Raw genomic sequence first — 19,432 nt, 5'->3', positions numbered from 1 at the left:
CAGTAATTCAATATGTATAAAGAGCAACCGCTTTTAGCGAGTAACATAAGCCTAGAATAAAAAAACCAGACGCACAGTAGCATCTGGTTTTCCATTAAATTGATTATTTAAAGTACGTAATTAATATTTAACAATTTTAAATTCGGTTCTGCGGTTTAACTGATGTTCTTCTTCTGTACATTCTACGCCATTTGAACAACGATTTAATAATTGGGTCTCACCATAACCCCTTGCTGCAATTCTATTCTTATCAATTCCTCTCGATACAATATAACCAACTGCTGATTCTGCCCTTTTTTGAGACAGGTTTAAGTTATAGGCATCTTTACCTCTGCTATCGGTATGAGACCCCAACTCTATCCAAATGGTTGGATTATCTTTTAATATTTTAACCAATTTATCCAACTCTACAGCCGCATCAGGTCTGATATTCCACTTATCAAAATCATAATAAATATTTTCTATACGGATAGCTTTATGAGCGTTCTCTTTAAAAAAATCCGCAATAGCACCACAATCGGCTACCACTATGCCTTCGAACCCCATTTCTTTCTCAATATCTGTTGCAATAATTTATCACTTCCACAACATGGATCACCTTCAAACCGATTATAAGCGCACATTACCTCCTGCACTTTAGCGTCTTTTACTAAGGCCTTAAAAGCCGGAAGATAAGTTTCGTACAAATCTCTCTGCTTAATATTAGCGGCATCAAAGGAGTGTCTGTTCCATTCCGGACCAGAATGAACAGCAAAGTGTTTAGCGCAGGCATGTAACTTATCATATTTGCCACCGGAAGGACCTTGTAATCCTTTTACTGCCTCTACTCCCAGCACTGCCGTAAGGTAAGGGTCTTCCCCATAAGTTTCGATTCCTCTGCCCCAACGCGGATCTCTAAAGATATTAATGGTTGGTGTCCACATTGTTAAGCCCTCGTAACGGCCGTAACTGCCTTGCGACAAATAATAATTATGCTTCGCCCTTGCCTCGTCCGAAACTGCATTAAACACATTAAACAGCGCATCCCTATCAAAAGAAGCCGCCATACCTATAGATTGTGGAAATACCGTTGCCAAACCCGCCCGCGCTACGCCATGCAAAGCTTCATTCCACCAGTTATATTGTTTAATTCCCAAACGTTCTACTGATCTGGATACATCCTGCATCAGCGAAACTTTTTCTTCTAATGTTAAACGGCTCAGCAAATCATTTACCCGTTTTTCAAAAGGCAAATTAGCGTCCTGAAAAGGATATTGCTTGCTCTGAGCCAGTAATTGTGAGCTGATAAAAATCAGAAAAAGGTAAATACCAAAGATCCTCATAAAAGTATTAGCTATTCTTTAAGTTTTAAAACCTCTATCAAATACATGGAGATCTTTTGCAAAAGCAACTCTTCTTTCGTTGAGCAATTTCCAATCGAAAAATGTATTGGTTAATATTGGCCTCGGCTCAAAAATAACAATTAACTTAATTATACGCAACCGGTTGCATAAAATTAAAGACTCAAGAATCTGCCCCCTTGTTGATTGCACCTTTACCTAAGTCTAAACTTATTTCCTGCAACACGAGTTACACATCAAGGCACATACTACCGTTACGTCGCAATTTAGTATTGAGCAATCATCCTAATGCTCCACTACTCTTCCTCAAGTTCTTCCCTGGTATAGCCTCCCATACAATCCATACATGCATTCGAATAGGCATCATATTCATCATAAGCTGCACCAATTTTCCCGAAGAGTGTTATTATACGGTCTATTCTTATCCGCAAACCCATATCCATAAAAATAAACACACCAGCATTTTTTTGTTCTTTCATTTCCAACACGGTACCTTGAGCTTCTTCTATTTGGTTATCCTCCCCAAAATAGAATATTTTCCCTGTGCTTTTTTTACTGATCTGTTCCTCGATTGTTTCACGATACTCCCATGCGACAGGGAGATAGGAGTTGTCTTTTTTAGTTGCTTTGTTGCGCATAGGTGAAATGAATAATTAACTTGTGAACTACACAAGATACATAAAAAAACCATCGTTTTTTTGAGGTAGCAAGCCACTTCCTGAGGGCTTACTTATTAAATACAAACGTTCCAACTAAACCAAATCTTGTAGAGCTGTTGCCATGCGGTAACTATTAAAAACACCTTACAACGATGCCTCGTTATTTTTCCTAATACAAAATTAAAGTGTATAAATTACTAAAAAAATTTAGCGTTCGTTTTTTACTTTACCAGTGTTTGCTACTTTCCCAGCATTTTTCTTCGGACTGCTTCGAGATTTGTTCATGAAATGCCTTTATTTTCCAGAACAAGCCGGGCATATGCTAATGTTTTTGAAATCGAAATCTATATCTTCTAGAAAATCAACCGTATAACGAACATAAAAATCAAGTATAAAAGATAAGCGTAGAGCAAAATGATAGGTAAAGCGTAATACCATCGTCTCTTTAATTTCCGTTGCAGTTTTTTATTATTTCTGATATCTTCTAACACCGACTTCGGTATCAGCTTTATCGTAATACTTATTAAAAGAGGTACGATTATGATGTCGTCCAGGAGTCCTATAATTGGTATAAAATCTGGTATCAGGTCGATAGGACTTAGCAAATATACTACAGTCAACCCAGCCAATATTTTTGCAATTACAGGAGTACGTTTATCAAACAAAGCATAGTACACAGGTATTATTTCCTGTTTAAGCCTTTTCGTCCGTGTTTTTAGTCCGGTTAACATTATAAAGTCAGTTTGATACCTCCGTTAAATATAAAGCCATCAGTAGGTGCCCATATTTCCTTAAACTGCGGATTTTGCGGTGTCCCCATGTAAATGTTTTCATATCTTGTCTGACGGATATCTGTAAAATTTTCTGCGTTCACAAACAGGCTAAAGTACGGAAATTTATACTGAACTGATGTTCCCATCACCCAATAAGCAGGTTTCATTTCTCCATTACTAAGCATCTGGTTACCCGTATAAAAAAGCTCATAACCGGCTATTAGTTTTTCATCCCATTCGTAGGAAAAAGTAGTATAAATCCGATTCTTTGCAGTCAGCGGATTTATCGTCTTTTTACCGTTGAAATTCCTTTCAGCATCAATATAAGTATAACCGCAATAAAGCGAAACATCATCATAACGGAATTTCACGTTGGTCTCAAATCCCTTGCTGTCTAGATTTCCATTGGCATTTATAAATTCATAGTTACCATTGGATAAAGGATCATTATTTAAAATCAAAGGTTTATTCAACCGTGTATAAAACAACATTTGATTAACAGAAAAGGAAATGTCGTCGAACAATTGTGTTTTATAATTCAGGTCGAAGCTTGTCCCTATTGACTTTTCAGATTTTACTTTGCTTAGGTCAAGCGGTTGGATATCTCTGAAACTTCGTTCCTCTGCTTCTTCAGAAAACAATGTGGGTGTTTTGTAGCCCAATCCTCCACCAAGCCTCGAACTTAGTTTTGGAGTAATTTTATAAAGTAACGAAATACGCGGAAGTATAAAAATATCATTTTGATTTGTTGCGTCTGTTCTGAGACCACTTTCGATAATAAGTTTTTCTGTTGCCATCAGGTTGTTTTGTACAAATGCACCTCCTATAACCGAGTGACTATTTAGTAAGTATGGTGTTAGATTATCCTGTTTAAAACGGTCTGTCCAAAGATTGCCTCCTACAATCCATTCTGATTTTTTCCGGTTGAATAAATAGGAAAGTTCTGAAAAACTGGAGACTTGCTGACCTGAAAAATTGTAGTCTGATTTAGAGATACTCCTGTCAAAAAATCCAATACTGTTCTTAAAAGTAAATACTGACTTATCGGTAAAATGTTTTTCAAATTTCAACTGTGACGAGATACGGCTCGAAATATTCTTTTCAAAATAAGAATGCTCAGCATTAGCCTTATCCTCAACAACAATCATATCACCACCTAAACGGTTTTCGAAAGATGAATTTGCTCCAAAAGAAATGGTAGCAGAAGGATTGATATAATAAAATATTTTAGGGTTTAGGGTAAAGCGTGAAAACTTAGGTATATCCGACAAGCCATCTTTATCTGCGTCGTAAGCTTTCTGAACGTTTTGCGACACATAAATTGTAAACCCTGTTTTTTTTAATCTTTCTGAGTAAAATCCACTGATATCTCCGGCTTTAGTATTGTTGGTATTAAGCAGCAAGGATAATTCCCTTTTAGTGGTAGGTTCCTTTGTGATGAAATTAATCAGACCAGCAATGGCCCCGCCTCCGTACAGTGTAGATGAAGCCCCTTTAATAAGCTCTACCCTTTTAAGATCCAGGGGCGGTATTTGTACAAGACTTAGTCCACCAGAAAACCCCGAATACAAGGGGAAACCATCTTTTAACAGCTGTGTATATTTTCCGTCAAGACCTTGTATACGTATACTTGCATTCGCTGATGTAGCCGAGGTTTGCTGGGTTTGTATTCCGGTACTTTCTGTCAGAATCATTTTTGCATTCGCGGGTTGCATAGTAATTTTTTCGTCCAATTCTTCTGCCGCAATAGTTTCTACACGGGTAGGAATATCGGAAATAGTTCGGCTGCTACGGGTTGCCGAAACCACCACTTCGTCCATATTATGCATTTCGCTTTCCATCAATACAGTTTTTGTTAGTGTATCTGCTAATGGAAATTGATAAGAGATAGATTTGGCTTTATATCCCATGGTACTAAACAATATTGTTTGCTCACCATTAGGAACATTATACAATACAACAAATCCGCTTGTATCTGTTTTGGCACTTATATTTTTGCTTTGGACGGAGATTAAGGCAAACATCAATGGTTCTTGAGTCTCACTGTCCTTTAATACAATTTTCAGGGTGTTTTGTCCAAACACAATTGTGAAGCTGAATATACCTATCAGCATCAAAAAGAAGATTTTCATTTTAATTTGATTTTAAATTGAACAATAAATACGGCAGGTAATATTGCACTTAATCAAATTAGCCAGGTACAAAGCTTAATGTATCGTTTGTGACTAACAAGAGGACAATAAAGAGTTGATACAGCCTTTTCAAACCTTTCCAATGGTTTTACCCACTCATAACAGCCTAGAAAATTTGGAAGAATTGCAAAACCAAGAGTTTGCTCTGTTTTTTGAGAATGAATCGATGACTGATTTTCTACAGACACATAAGTATCGTATTCATCGTCAAAGGTATTCGTTATAGGTCCCTCATTAATCTCTAAAGCCGCTTGCAGGTAGAAAACGGAAATAATAAGCATGAGAAGATAACGAAGCAGTCCTTTCATTTCGGATGCAAATATATTTAAATCTCAGATATCATTATTAAATTTAAAATAGGGTTGGAATTATTATAATAATGAACAAGAAACCGCTACTAATGAAAACCAAAGCACCATTTAGTTCTATAGCTCCTTTATTAAGAACTTTCCTGTTCTATATTTCCACAATAGTTATATTGATGGTGACTTCCCGTATTACGAAATCTCTGAATGTCAATTACAAAGAGGGAATAAACATATTGCTTGCAGTTGGCCTGACATTCTGCCTGGTTATTCTGTTCACCAAATGGGAAAGACTAAAATTGATGGATATCGGAATTTCAGTGAAGAAAAATCCTAGTATCGGGTTTATCCGGGGATATATCATTGGATTGATTCTAGTTGCCCTTCACCTTTCCACATTAAATGCATTGGGTCTGATAAAATTAGAGATTAACCCTGCTTTTAGCTTCACTTCGCTCTGTTTTCACTTTCTGTTATTTCTTCTGGTTGCAGTCAGAGAGGAACTCGCCTTCCGTTCCTATTTTATCAGAACATTACACTATAGATATTCATTCTTATTTGCCTTGATTATAGTGACTCTGGTTTTTATACTCGAACACATTGTCTCTGGTTTGAGTATAAAAATGTCGATTATCGGATCGGGGTTCGGAGGAATTTTGTTTGGTGTAGCCGCATTAAGGAGCAGAAGCATTAGCTTACCAATTGGCTTACATGCAGCCTGGAATTTCGGACAATGGTTTACAGGATTTAAAGATCAGTCAACAGGATTTCTGAATCCAGCAGCTCTTTCAGAAAACAATCTTTATGTAGAAAATATGAGTCTGGTCTTGTTTTCACTAATCATGATTCTAGGTACTCTTTTGATTATATATCTGACCAGAAAGCTTGAGCAGTAATAATATCCCGACAGTATAGATAAACCAAGATAGTAACATATTCCACTATTCGAGTCCAGCAAATTACATATATAGCTTTTCATTCTTGAAGTCATGGAATCTAAACACCAATTAAATTTGCAATTACGTTGCATGAAATATTTTTATATTTTTGTTTTAATGAGATGGATAGCAACTATATTTTTATTTTACTTCACGGTACTATTTGCGGTGCCTTGCAGTGATGCTAAAAATAGTTGTGAAGATGCTAAACCAATAGCAAAAGAGCAGGCACACAATCATGGTGGAGATCATGATGATAACTGTACTCCTTTTTGTCAATGTACCTGTTGCAGTGTTTCCGTAGATACTTTTGTATTTATTTCTCATAAATTCGATATCCCTGTACAACTATTTTCAACCAAAAAAACTGAAATAAGGGATATTTCATTCACTTCCAATTACCTCGACAATATCTGGCAACCGCCAAAATCCAAAGCCTGATTTCATCATTTTTAAGCGAGCCGGGCTTAATTTGGGACTTATACTGTCCTGAAAAACTAAGCTGTTATGTAAAATTCAGACTATGATCTGTCTGTAACGTATTCATATCACCTTAGATGCGCTCTTGCAGAAGGTATTCGACATTATTTATCAGGTATTAAAAACAAAAAACACATTGTGTTAGACCATATCATAAAATTCAGTATCAAGAACAAGATCATTATTGGTTTAATGACTTTGCTGCTTGTTATATGGGGAGGGTGGAGTGCCACCAGACTTTCCATAGATGCTGTACCGGATATTACCAACAATCAGGTACAAATATTTACCAGTTGCCCTACCCTTGCGGGACAGGAAGTAGAACAGTTGGTGACTTTCCCTATCGAACAAAGTATTGCCAATGTCCCTAAAATCGAAGAGATCCGTAGTATATCACGCTTTGGCCTATCTGTAGTTACTGTGGTATTTGACGAAGATGTAGATATATATTTCGCCAGACAGCTGATTAATGAACGATTAAAAGAAGCGATAGACAAAATTCCACAAGGTATTGGAGTGCCAGAGATGGCACCTGTAAGCACAGGACTTGGTGAGGTTTATCAATACATTATCCATCCTAAAAAGGGAAGTGAAAATAAATACAATGCCAAAGACCTGCGCACCATGCAGGATTGGATTGTAGCCAGACAACTTTACGGCACACCGGGCATTGCCGAAGTAAATAGCTTTGGCGGAGAACTGAAACAATATGAAGTAGCTGTTAACCCGGATCGATTGAGGGCCATGGGAGTAAGTATTCCCGATATCTTTACCGCATTACAAAAGAACAATGAAAACACTGGCGGAGCTTATATCGATAAAAAACCCAATGCTTATTTCATTAGGGGTATAGGGTTGGTGACCTCTTTAGAAGATGTAAAGAAGATTGTTGTAAAGAACAAAGGTGGAATCCCTATCTATATCAATGACGTAGCCGACGTAAGATTTGGTCATGCTGTCAGATATGGCGCGCTCACCTATAATGGCGAAGTAGATGCCGTAGGTGGTGTTGTGATGATGCTAAAAGGCGAAAACAGCAACGAAGTAGTAAAACGTATAAAGGAAAAATTGCCTACCATTCAGAAATCTTTGCCAGCTGATGTTACTATAGAACCTTATCTGGACCGGACAGATCTTGTAGACAGGGCAATAGGTACTGTCGAGAAAAACCTGATAGAAGGTGCCCTGATTGTGATTTTTGTGCTGGTTTTATTTCTGGGAAACCTACGGGCCGGACTCATTGTAGCATCTGCCATACCGCTTGCTATGCTGTTTGCACTTGGTATGATGAACGTTTTCGGTGTAAGTGCCAACCTGATGAGTTTAGGAGCTATAGATTTCGGTTTAATTGTAGATGGAGCCGTGATTGTCGTTGAAGCCACCATGCACCATCTGGGTCTGCGAAAATCGGTAGACAGATTATCACAAAACGAAATGGATAATGAAGTATTTTTATCTGCGTCTAAAATACGTACCAGTGCTGCGTTCGGGGAAATCATTATCCTGATCGTGTACATTCCTATACTAACTCTGGTGGGTGTTGAAGGTAAAATGTTTCGCCCCATGGCACAGACTGTAGGTTTTGCCATTTTTGGCGCATTGATCTTATCGCTTACCTATATTCCAATGATGTGCGCTTTGTTCTTATCAAAGAAAGTAAGTCACAAAAAAACTTTCAGTGATAAAATGATGGACAAGCTGCAAAGCATTTATCAACCATTATTACAGAAAGCCATTAACATCAAATACACCATCGTTGGAATAGCAACTGCACTATTTGCGGTATCGCTGTTTTTCTTCAGCCGGATGGGCGGAGAATTTATTCCGCAATTACAGGAAGGTGACTATGCCTACCATTGTATTCTGCCGCAAGGGAGTTCACTTAGCCAAAGTATAGAGACCTCTATGCAGGCATCCAGAATCATCAAACAATTTGATGAAGTTGAAATGGTAGTTGGCAAAACCGGCTCGGCAGAAGTACCTACCGACCCGATGCCACCAGAAGCTACAGACCTTATGGTCGTACTGAAACCTCAAAAAGAATGGAAATCTGGCAGAAGCTATAATGAACTGGCCGATGCCATTACAGAAAAACTGGAGATTATACCCGGAGTATTCTTCGAAAAGAACCAACCGATTCAAATGCGCTTTAATGAGCTGATGACTGGTATACGGCAGGATGTTGCTGTGAAGATATTTGGAGAGAATATAGATACACTCGCAACCTACGCAAAAGCAGTAAGCGAGATTATACAAGGTGTTCCTGGTGCCACATCTCCGCAAATAGAAAGAGTAAGTGGACTACCGCAGATCAACATCGAATATGATCGTACACGCATAGCCAATTATGGTTTAACCATACAGGATATAAATGATGTGGTAAGTACTGCTTTTGCAGGAAAATCAACCGGTCAGGTATACGAAAATGAGAGACGTTTTGATCTGGTAGTTCGTCTGGACAGTATGCACAGGAGCAGTATTGACGATGTAAGCAACCTGATGATTCCCACCAATACCGGCATTCAGATCCCGCTATCTCAGGTGGCTAATATAGCCTATAAGCTCGGTCCTGCACAAATAAGTCGCGAGGCAGGTAAACGTAGAATTGTTATCGGCTTTAATGTATCGGACAGAGATGTGCAAAGTGTCGTAGAAGACATACAACGGGAATTAGCTAAAAAAGTCAACCTGCCTTCGGGATATTATTTCACCTATGGCGGTCAGTTCGAAAATTTGCAAAAAGCAAGCGCCCGGTTAATGGTGGCTGTACCAGCATCTTTACTATTGATTTTTATGTTGCTTTATTTCACTTTTCATTCCTTTAAACAAGCTACCTTAATATTCACTGCGATTCCCATGAGTGCTATAGGTGGTATTTTTGCGCTGATGTTAAGGGGAATGCCTTTTAGCATCAGTGCCGGCATCGGCTTTATAGCTCTATTTGGAGTAGCAGTATTAAATGGGATTGTGCTGGTAGGCACATTTAACCAGCTAAAAAAAGAAGGAATAAACGATATCCTGCAAAGGGTAAAAGAAGGAACAATTGCCCGTCTCAGACCGGTATTAATGACCGCTACTGTCGCTTCACTTGGCTTTCTCCCAATGGCCATCAGCACAAGCGCCGGAGCTGAGGTACAAAAACCTTTAGCTACTGTTGTAATTGGTGGATTAATTACAGCAACTTTTCTCACACTTTTTGTATTGCCTTTACTGTATATCATCTTCGATTCGGGGATCAATCTTAAAGGGAAATTAAAAATGAACAAAACTGTAATAATCTTTATATTATGCTTCGCCGGACTCTCTTCGGCTCATGCACAGCAAAGAATAAGCCTCAACAAGGCCATCGAAATTGCATTAAAAAACAATCAGCAACTCAGTATAAACGAGGCAGAGATACGAAGTGCTGATCTCAATACTAAAACATCCGGCGAGATTCCCAAGACCGGACTTTTTGCCGAAAATGAAGACGTTCGCCCTTCGGACAAGACCGGGGTTTTAAAGATTGGTATAACGCAAAGTATTGCATGGCCCGGACTCTATGCTGCCCGAAAAAACTACCTGAAGGAACAACTGAAATATGCAGAGTTAAATAGAAATGTTTTAAACGCCTCCATTAGGAAAGATGTGAGATCTGCGTACTATCAGTTATGGTATTTGCAGGACAAGCAGGATCTGCTTAAACGTTTAGATAGTATTTATACATTGCTATTTAACACCGCAAAAGTTCGCGTAAAAACCGGTGATGTCGCCAGGTTAGATCAAATTGCCGCAGAAGCGAAATTAAAGGAGTTACAGGCTTATATGGAGCAAAATGAAAAAGAAATGAAGATACAGCAACAGCAGTTGATGATGATTTTGAATCGGAACGAGTGGCTTTTGCCTGTAGCTTCACCTCTGAAAAGACTGGACGTTACATTAGCAGAAAACAATGCTCCCCATCCTCTTTTGGTTTTACAGGAACAAAATGTGAATATTGCGTCGTCTGCTATTAAAGTACAAAAAAACACGAACAGACCGGAGTTTTCGGGGCGCTTTTTTAGTCAGAGACTTTGGGGTGCAGCAGATCCTTTTACCGGGTTTTCTGTAACAGCTTCTTTTCCGCTATTTGGCACAGGCGCTTATCGGAACCGGGTGAAGGTAGCAGCTGCTGAAAAGGAAGTTCAGGAAAAAACACTGGCTTACCAAACTCAGTTATTGCAAACCCAGGAATCATCGGCTAATGCCGAAATGGAAAAAAACCGTTCGTTATTGAATTTTTATGAAACCTCGGGACTGAAACAGGCTGAAGAAATCATTAATGCAGCTAGTCTGAGTTATAAAGCGGGAGAGATAAGTTTTGCGGAACTCGGTCAGTTTTTAAGTCAGGCTATTGGTATTCGCCAAAACTATTTAGACATCCTGAACCAGTTCAATCAGTCAGCCATCAATTTCAACTACTTAAATAACAAATAAGCGCAATGAAAATCATAATAAAAATATTATTTATCGCTGTTGCCATACTATCATTAAACAGTTGCGGAGAAACTCATAAAAACGGTGATGGAAATAGTCAAAATACAGCAACAAAAGATTCTGAAACAACAGAGGAAAGCCAGGGAGAGGAATCTCCTACTATTGCTTCGCTTACTCAAGAGCAGATCAAAGCGGTTGGAATTACTTTGGGAAACATTGAAAATAAAAATCTTACAGCAACCATCAAAGCAAACGGAGCATTGAGGGTTCCTAATAATAATAAAGCAAATGCCACGTCTTTATATGGAGGTGTCGTGAAAACTTTGAAGGTTCAGCTTGGAGATTATGTCCGTAAAGGACAGGTGATCGCCACTATCGAAAATCCACAATTTATACAGTTACAGGAAGAGTACCTGACAATAGATAACAGAATTACCTTTGCCGAACAGGAGATGCAACGCCAGAAAGAGCTGAATGCCGGTAATGCCGGTGCACTAAAGAACCTGCAAAATGCAACTGCCGAGCTGAATACCTTAAAGACACGCAAAGCTTCCTTAAGAAAACAGATACAATTAATGGGTATTGATCCTGCCAGTATCACCTCTTCTAATCTAAAATCGGCATTACTGGTTACCAGCCCGGTAAACGGTACAGTTAGCAGTGAATTTGCTAAAATAGGCAGTTATGTAGACGTATCTTCACCCGTTGTTGAAATTGTAGATAATTCGCTACTCCATCTGGATCTGCAAGTATTTGAAAAAGATCTGCCACACATTAAAATTGGACAGGCTGTTAATTTTACCCTTACCAACAATCCCATGGTTACTTATACCGCCAGGGTCTTCAACATCGGGTCTTCTTTTGAAGATGAAAGTAAAACAGTAGCCGTTCACTGCACTGTTATTGGAAATAAAACCGATTTGATAGATGGGATGAATATTACAGGAATGATAAGTATAGGCGATCTTAAAACCGCTACAGTCCCCAATGAGGCTATTGTGGAAGCAGACGGTAAATTCTACATTTTTGTTCAGACTGATCAGCAACCGGCTGCAGATCACGAACATCAGAAAGGAGAAAAAGAAGAAGCCCACAGTAAAGAACATACGGACACTATAAATTTCGAAAAAATAGAAGTAGCAAAAGGAGTCTCTGAATTAGGTTATACTGCTATTACACCAGTAACCGAAATTCCAAAGGATACTAAAATAGTGACAAAAGGAGCCTTTTTCATCAATGCCAAGTTAAGTAATACCGGAGAACATGAGCATTAGCATGTTATAGTTATTTATAGGCTATCAGATTCTTTTTTGGCGCGAATCCTTTCATATTCGCGCCGAATTAAAAAGGCGGGTAAGAAGCTCCACATCTTATTTAGGATAAGTTATTTTCGATTTTCATACACCTTATTTTTATACACTTTACTTATCTTTAAATATAAAAAACGGACTATTTAAATAATAAAGCTACAAATGAAATTCAGGCACTTGATTCTACTTACTTTTTTAGTAATGCCATTACTTATTCAAGCGCATGTAAAGAAAGCCTGCGAGAATAGTCAAAATAGCAATTTAATTCCTTACTTAACGAAAACCTTATTACAAGATAATATCATAAAACAACAATCGGCTGCAGGTACTCCTGCTCCCCCTTTTTCTTTAAAGAACGACAAAGGAAAAACGGTTTCCCTAAAGAACTTTAAAGGAAAGATAGTCTATATTTATTTCTGGGAAACCGCTTGTCGGCTTTGCCTGGAAGACATAAAAACCTATATCCCTGATCTTCATAAAAGATACAAAGGAAAAGATGTAGTATTTATAAATATCTGCATGGATACGAATGCTAAAAAATGGAAAGATACCTTAACCAAATACAATTTAAAAGGTATTAATCTGATAGCGGGAAACCCGGCAAACGAGAAACTTCGCAAAGACTACAACATTGTTACCATCCCCCATTATGTTTTATTGGATAAAAAAGGAAACATAGTTGAAATCCCTACCAGAAAACCCCTTGAATTATTTATTATGGCTAGCAAGACGCCTATTGACAAACTCCTTTCTGATTAATTGTACAGTATATAGTTAATCCAATTCTCAACTATGAGGCTAAGCCTGTCATTAAAACTTTTATGTCAAACGCATTGTTAGTTTTTAAAAGTTGAATAGACGATGACAAAATATACCTGCCCCATGCATTCCCAAATACTAAGGGATGAACCTGGAAAATGTCCTCTATGTGGTATGGATCTGGTACCTGTTGGCACCAACCTTCATCAGCACGCAGATACGGATGAACATCATCATACACAGGATAACCACTCAGGATACAATAAACATGAAGGACACCATACCAGCGATTTTCTAAAGAGATTTTGGATAAGCCTAATCATTACCATTCCTATCCTTTTCTTATCGCACATGATACAACAATGGTTAGGTTTCAGCTTTACATTTCCGGGAGACAATATTGTATTATTACTATTGGGAACAATAATTTTCATTTATGGGGGTATGCCTTTTTTGAAAGGAATGACAGGCGAAATAAAAGCCAAAGCCATTGGCATGATGACTTTGGTAGCCATTGCTATTTCTGTAGCTTACGTATACTCTGTAGCCGTAGCCCTGGGATTAAGAGGCATGGATTTTTTTTGGGAGCTGGCCACACTTATTGTGATTATGCTTTTAGGACATTGGCTGGAAATGCGATCACAGGCCAAAGCATCCAAAGCACTGCAATCACTTGTTGCACTGCTTCCCAATAAAGTAACGGTAGAAAGAGCAGGGCAACAGGTAACCATCAATTTAGATGAATTGGGAAATGGCGAAATTGTTGTGATAAAACCCGGAGAAAAAATCCCTGCAGATGGATTGGTGAATGAAGGCAGTTCCTATGTAAATGAAAGCATGCTTACAGGAGAAAGTACCCCAGTTAAGAAAGAAGCTAACACAAAAGTCATAGCAGGATCGGTAAACGGAGATGGTGTGTTAAAAATAAAGACAACAGGCGTAGGGAAAGAAAGCTATCTGAACAAAGTAATTGACCTGGTACAAAATGCTCAGGCTGCCAAATCAAATACCCAGAATCTGGCGGACAAAGTAGCCAAATGGTTAACATTTATTGCTATAGGTGTCGGATTAATCACATTCCTTTGTTGGTTATTGAACAGTAAGGATCTGGCTTTTGCATTGGAACGAATGGTAACAGTAATGGTTACCGCCTGTCCACATGCATTAGGTGTAGCGATACCCTTGGTAGTGGCTATTTCCACAACTTTATCAGCTACTAATGGACTATTGATTCGTAACCGCACCGCCTTCGAGGTAACCAGAAAACTGTCTACCGTTATCTTTGACAAGACCGGTACACTTACCAAAGGCTCCCATGCTGTAGAAAAGGTAGTACCACTTACCGATCAGTACAATGAAGATGACATAATTCAGTACGCCGCTGCCATTCAGCAAAATTCCGAACACCATATCGCCAAAGGCGTATTAAAACAATTGAAGGATGAGAATTTGGAGCTCTGGCCGTCCGAGGACTTTTCTTACATTCAGGGAGTAGGTGTAAAAGGAACGGTAAAAGGTAAAACAGTTGTTGCTGCCGGCCCCAATTACTTTAAACAAAATAACCTGACACCACCTGACACACCAGAAGAAATTGATCAAAATACGGCCACCATCAACTTTGTTTTAATCGATAATAAACCAGCGGGTATTATTTCCCTGACCGACAGTATTCGCGAGAGTTCAAAAGAAGCCATTACCGCACTAAAGCAAATGAATATCAAATCCTATCTGTTAACGGGAGACAATGACAAAGTAGCTGCTGCCGTAGCAAAGCAACTGGGAATGGATGGCTATTGGGCAAATGTATTACCGCATCATAAACTTGAGAAGATAAAAGAACTACAAAATAATGGCGAAGTTGTAGCCATGACGGGTGATGGAGTAAATGATGCTCCCGCATTGGCACAGGCAAATGTAGGCATTGCGGTAGGCTCCGGTACGGATGTAGCTGCAGAAACAGCTGATATTATCCTGGTTAACAGCGATCCAAAAGATGTTGTTAAACTGATTGATTTTGGCAAAAGAACTTATAGCAAAATGATACAGAACATTGTTTGGGCAGTAGGTTATAATATAGTTGCAATACCGCTATCAGCAGGTATACTATATCCGAAATTTGTTTTGAGCCCGGCTGTTGGTGCCATCTTGATGAGCCTTAGTACAATTGTAGTGGCTATTAACGCCAGTTTATTGAAATTGGAGAAATAAATCTGACACAGCTCCAGTAAAATGATAGTGAACCCGGCATTATAAGATTTGGATAGCTTGTCCCGACTTTACGTCGGGAGTAATCAGATAAATCTTTGTACACAAACAATCAACAGGCAAAACCTAAGCAATCCAATGTGTTGCAGAAAGTAACATAAAGTATCAACGAACACACATATCCGGATTGCGCTAATGAAAGATTTATCTAGATGGAGCGACAAAGATTATACGCCTTGATTTTTTCATTAGATTTTATTTCTTTTTATCGGGATTCATGAACTCGTTTACTCGTTTTTTTGGTTCCTTTTTGTATCAAGACAAAATGCTTCAGCATTCTTGAGAGCCTTATTAAATAATATACTATATCGAAAAAAAGGACTAGGCCAGCCGCCGGCTATGAGGCGAACTGCCATTCACTCTTCGCATAGGCATTCTACTAATATTATTGTCGCTGATACTCTTTTTTCTTTTTTGAAAAAGAAACAAAAACGTTTTCTTTTTATGGCCTTAGCTCTATCCTCACGCTCCAGGAAAAATGTCATCGCACCAACTTTCCTTTGCCATTCTGCTTTTTGAAAATAATCTACCCGATTGAGCAAAGAAAAGAGGCTCGGTTATGCCATTTGTTCTAAACAGTAACCATTTTTAGGGTTGGACATTGCAAACTTATACTTTCTTCGATAGTACGCCCAGTGGCATTATAAGATTTGGATAGCCTGTCCCGACTTTACGTCGGGAGTAATCAGATAAATCTTTGCGAACAAATAATCAATAAATAAAAGCAATCCAATGTGCTGTAAAAAGCTTCACGAAGCAATAACATTCACATATATACCGATTGCACTAATAAAAAATTTATCCAGATGGAGCGACAAAGATTGTATGCCTTGATTTATTCATTAATTTTTATTGCTTTTTACTGGCATTCATGAACTCGCCAGCTCGTTTTTTGGATATTTTGTATCTAAGACAAAATGCTTTAGCATTCTTGAAAGCCATATAGAAACATAAAGACTTTCTGCAAAAAGTATCCAGGCCAGCCGCCGGCAATGAGGGGAACCAACATTCATTCTTCGCATAAGCATTCCACTAACATTATATTGACGCTGATATTTAGCTCTTGCCCCACAACGGCTTCAACTTCACTCTGGATGACAGCTCCTCAACTCTATTCTAAACAAGTAAAGACCCATATTATACCGTACTCACATACTCTCCTCCATCACTTCATCAATATTCAGCGCATTACTCTTTAGGAGATTATAGTGCTTTTTAAGCGCAGTAAATATGGGGTACTGTTTATAATTTAAATAGTATCCAGCTGCAAACTTTCTGATTTCATCAGTAATTTCATCATAGTATTCATAGGTATAATTTGGAAAAAGATGGTGTGCTACATGGTAGTTGAAATTTCCCAAAACATACCTTATAAACTTATTATGATTAGACAAGTCATTGGTAACTTCCAATTGATGACGGAACCAGCTATACGGCAAATTACCTTTCTCATCAACCGAAGGAAACTTATTATGCTCAACAGCATGTACAGGAAGCAAAACAAGCAAGGCAAAGCAACTGGCTACTATTATCTGTAGAAACCAGGCTCCTATTGCAAGTCGCCAGGAAGCTTCCAAAATAAAAATGGGGATTCCAATCTGATAAAAGAAATAAAAAAGCTTATAAAGGATCAACTTCAACTTTTCCTTATCGGGAATTTTCGCCTGTGTTTTCTGGATAACCCTATTCCTATCAAAAAAATCTCTGAAATCACGGATAAACATCCAATTGAAAAGATATAGCGGATAAACCAGAAAAAAGAACCTGTGCTGATACTTTTGCAATCCCTTCGCTTCTCCGTAAGGATAAATTTTAATAGGTCCGCTTTGTTCCACATCGGTATCCCACCCATCCACATTAGGAAATGAATGATGGCTTAAAATATGTCTGCGTTCCCATATGAAGCTATTCGCTCCGATAAGATCAAATAGCTTCAGAACCCATTTATTATATTTTTTTGTCCGGAAGATATTATTATGCGCAGCTTCGTGAATTACATTAAGATAAATCAGAACGACGAGAATGCCCATAAAGGCAAAACTGGCAATATATATACCCGAATTATTAATATTGAAAATAGCAATAAGATAAGCTCCAAAATATAAAGCAGGGAGCAGAAATGTCTTAAATTTTATTACCCAATCCCTGTCTCCTTTAATTGAGGAAATTCTGGAGTTCACATTAGCTCTTAGGCTATTAAAAAGTAAAGTATCATCCCTTATTTTATTATAAACCGGCTTTTCCATAAGTATTAGACACACTGTTTACCAACTTATTAACCACAAAAAAGAGTCCAAACTATATACCATAACCTATCTTCCGATAAATTCCTTCCAGGACTTCTATATGGCTCTCTGGAGATATTGAGCATTCTCAACAGCATAGGCATGTATGTCATTATTGAAGTAGATATAAACTTCTTTCACTTTCCTACTTGCCTTGATTTTTCCGGCCAATTTATCCAGTTGCTCATGAGAATAATTGGAAGCATAAAGCTGACTTTCACCATGCATACGGTAATACAAATGTGGTGTATTGGCAATCACATTATCCGGAAGTGTAGGATGACTCATACCACAAAAACTGATATTATGCTTTGCCAGCTCATCATATACATCCTCTCGCCACCAGCTCTCGTCTCTAAATTCCACCACGTTTAAAAAAGAGGCATCAAGATTATCGATTAGCTTTTGAATATGTTCTTCCGAATAATGAAAACTGGGTGGCATCTGGAACAATACACAACCCAATTTATGCTGTAAGCCCTTATTAACAACTGAATAAAAGTCTGTAAGTATTTCTGTGCTATCTGTAAATTTCTTATAATGCGTAATCATTCGGGGAGCCTTAACGGCAAACCTGAAATCTTCCGGACTTTTCGTATACCAGTTTTGCAGAAATGAAAGTTGCGGAAAGCGATAAAAAGTCACATTCAATTCCAATGTATTGAAATACTGGCAGTAATAATCAAACCATTTCTTTTGTGGAAGATCTTCCGGATAAAAAGCACCTTTCCAACTCTTATAGTAAAACCCTGAGCAACCGATATACCACTTTTTCATAATATAGATAACTATCGGCTTAGGGATAACATCTTATATGCCAAAAGATAGGGTTAAGCTGTTTTTTAATATCACCTCCCAGTCCTCAGGATCTCGTCTGAGTTTAAGAATGAGTATTCCATATGTTTAACATTTTTTACACTAACTTACTAAAAAGAGCTTTTAGCTTATTAAAAGGTATCAAACTCAATCCGATCGTAAAATCAACATACCCCGCACCTTTTACATAAAATAACTCATTCGGCTCCGCAGCAAGTTTATGGGCATCTTCACTCAATTCTTTAGTAATAAAAACAGATCTTCAAACAATCAGAATAATAAAATCCCGTTCATTCTACGGGCATGACTGTATAGTTAAAACGTCACATCTCCCAGATTACACAATAAACAGGAGCTTGAAACGCCTTTAATTATATAATATCAAATCGGAGACTCTTCTTTATTTATTGATCCGAAGAGACGTTTCACTTAACTCTTCGGACAGTATAGGGTTCGATTATAAAAAGACTGTGAGAGTAATACCAAAAAGAGATTGCTTCGTTCCTCGCAATGACAAAGATAGGGGCGTCTTCCGAATTTACTTCGGAACTAAACATGAAATAATGTCCAAATCACTCAAAAACAATGAAACATTAATCTCAGGTTAGTAAACAATCCTTCAGAAGTGCTGGTAGTTATCCCCGATATGGATGTTGGAACTTATCGACTGGAGATTACAACGCAGTACACTTCTGGTAGTTTATTGAAAGAGCAACGTACAGCTGTTTTCGATAAGGAACTAACCGTGATAGTATAAATCTTAAAATAGACAAGCCGAACGGTAGTGACAACCTCTATCGCTCGATATTGACTGTTCCCCTAAATTTTCTTACTGCGAACGATTAAAGAACAAAG

At 38.1% G+C, this 19,432-nt stretch carries 14 protein-coding genes and 1 pseudogene; 7 read left to right on the top strand and 8 right to left on the bottom strand.

Features of this window, described 5'->3' with window-relative positions:
- Positions 1 to 120 precede the first annotated feature (120 nt).
- The 6 genes and pseudogenes from PEDSA_RS20325 to PEDSA_RS00500 form a co-directional block, all read right to left on the bottom strand.
- Positions 121 to 477, bottom strand: a pseudogene (locus PEDSA_RS20325) (OmpA family protein); the annotation flags it as partial.
- A gap of 50 nt (positions 478 to 527) precedes the next feature.
- Positions 528 to 1,322 carry a glycoside hydrolase family 3 protein gene (locus PEDSA_RS00520; protein ID WP_013631192.1) on the bottom strand — a complete coding sequence of 265 codons (795 nt, stop codon included), beginning with the start codon at positions 1,320 to 1,322 and terminating at the stop codon, positions 528 to 530.
- Positions 1,323 to 1,636: 314 nt separating this feature from the next.
- Complete coding sequence (locus PEDSA_RS00515; RefSeq protein WP_013631191.1) at positions 1,637 to 1,978, bottom strand: hypothetical protein; 342 nt, start codon at positions 1,976 to 1,978, stop codon at positions 1,637 to 1,639.
- Positions 1,979 to 2,352: 374 nt separating this feature from the next.
- A complete protein-coding gene (locus tag PEDSA_RS20545) occupies positions 2,353 to 2,730 on the bottom strand; it encodes a YkvA family protein (protein WP_013631190.1) in 378 nt (125 codons plus the stop codon).
- Complete coding sequence (locus PEDSA_RS00505; protein WP_013631189.1) at positions 2,730 to 4,904, bottom strand: TonB-dependent receptor; 2,175 nt, start codon at positions 4,902 to 4,904, stop codon at positions 2,730 to 2,732. The genes PEDSA_RS20545 and PEDSA_RS00505 overlap by 1 nt, the downstream gene beginning before the upstream one ends.
- Positions 4,905 to 4,957: 53 nt before the next feature.
- Complete coding sequence (locus PEDSA_RS00500) at positions 4,958 to 5,272, bottom strand: hypothetical protein (RefSeq protein ID WP_013631188.1); 315 nt, start codon at positions 5,270 to 5,272, stop codon at positions 4,958 to 4,960.
- Positions 5,273 to 5,364: 92 nt separating this feature from the next.
- Between PEDSA_RS00500 and PEDSA_RS00495 the strand changes: the two genes are divergently transcribed.
- The 6 genes from PEDSA_RS00495 to PEDSA_RS00470 all read left to right on the top strand — a co-directional run bounded on the left by PEDSA_RS00495 (position 5,365) and on the right by PEDSA_RS00470 (position 15,419).
- Positions 5,365 to 6,165 (top strand): CPBP family intramembrane glutamic endopeptidase, encoded by an 801-nt coding sequence (locus PEDSA_RS00495; RefSeq protein WP_013631187.1) that lies wholly within the window; start codon positions 5,365 to 5,367, stop codon positions 6,163 to 6,165.
- Positions 6,166 to 6,324: 159 nt separating this feature from the next.
- Positions 6,325 to 6,648 carry a DUF6660 family protein gene (locus PEDSA_RS00490; protein ID WP_148233479.1) on the top strand — a complete coding sequence of 108 codons (324 nt, stop codon included), beginning with the start codon at positions 6,325 to 6,327 and terminating at the stop codon, positions 6,646 to 6,648.
- A 177-nt stretch (positions 6,649 to 6,825) separates the two neighbouring features.
- On the top strand, positions 6,826 to 11,142 hold the full coding sequence (locus tag PEDSA_RS00485; RefSeq protein ID WP_013631185.1) for a CusA/CzcA family heavy metal efflux RND transporter: 4,317 nt from the start codon (positions 6,826 to 6,828) through the stop codon (positions 11,140 to 11,142).
- 5 nt (positions 11,143 to 11,147) lie between these two features.
- Positions 11,148 to 12,416 (top strand): efflux RND transporter periplasmic adaptor subunit, encoded by a 1,269-nt coding sequence (locus PEDSA_RS00480; RefSeq protein ID WP_013631184.1) that lies wholly within the window; start codon positions 11,148 to 11,150, stop codon positions 12,414 to 12,416.
- Between the two features lie 198 nt (positions 12,417 to 12,614).
- Positions 12,615 to 13,211 carry a TlpA family protein disulfide reductase gene (locus PEDSA_RS00475; RefSeq protein WP_013631183.1) on the top strand — a complete coding sequence of 199 codons (597 nt, stop codon included), beginning with the start codon at positions 12,615 to 12,617 and terminating at the stop codon, positions 13,209 to 13,211.
- Between the two features lie 102 nt (positions 13,212 to 13,313).
- Positions 13,314 to 15,419, top strand: coding sequence for a heavy metal translocating P-type ATPase (locus PEDSA_RS00470; protein WP_041536921.1), 2,106 nt, complete (start codon positions 13,314 to 13,316; stop codon positions 15,417 to 15,419).
- 1,205 nt (positions 15,420 to 16,624) lie between these two features.
- Here the strand turns inward: PEDSA_RS00470 and PEDSA_RS00460 are convergent.
- Both PEDSA_RS00460 and PEDSA_RS00455 read right to left on the bottom strand, forming a co-directional pair.
- Positions 16,625 to 17,722, bottom strand: a complete 1,098-nt coding sequence (locus tag PEDSA_RS00460) for a fatty acid desaturase family protein (protein ID WP_013631181.1) — start codon at positions 17,720 to 17,722, stop codon at positions 16,625 to 16,627.
- A gap of 96 nt (positions 17,723 to 17,818) precedes the next feature.
- On the bottom strand, positions 17,819 to 18,538 hold the full coding sequence (locus tag PEDSA_RS00455) for a DUF72 domain-containing protein (protein WP_013631180.1): 720 nt from the start codon (positions 18,536 to 18,538) through the stop codon (positions 17,819 to 17,821).
- A 664-nt stretch (positions 18,539 to 19,202) separates the two neighbouring features.
- Between PEDSA_RS00455 and PEDSA_RS19760 the strand changes: the two genes are divergently transcribed.
- A complete protein-coding gene (locus tag PEDSA_RS19760) occupies positions 19,203 to 19,334 on the top strand; it encodes a DUF4469 domain-containing protein (protein ID WP_245546793.1) in 132 nt (43 codons plus the stop codon).
- Positions 19,335 to 19,432: the final 98 nt, after the last annotated feature.

This window comes from Pseudopedobacter saltans DSM 12145 (assembly GCF_000190735.1).
In the GTDB taxonomy this organism is placed as follows: Bacteria; Bacteroidota; Bacteroidia; order Sphingobacteriales; family Sphingobacteriaceae; genus Pseudopedobacter; species Pseudopedobacter saltans.
Note: the sequence above shows the minus strand (reverse complement) of the source record. Positions and strands in the feature narration are given on the sequence as shown.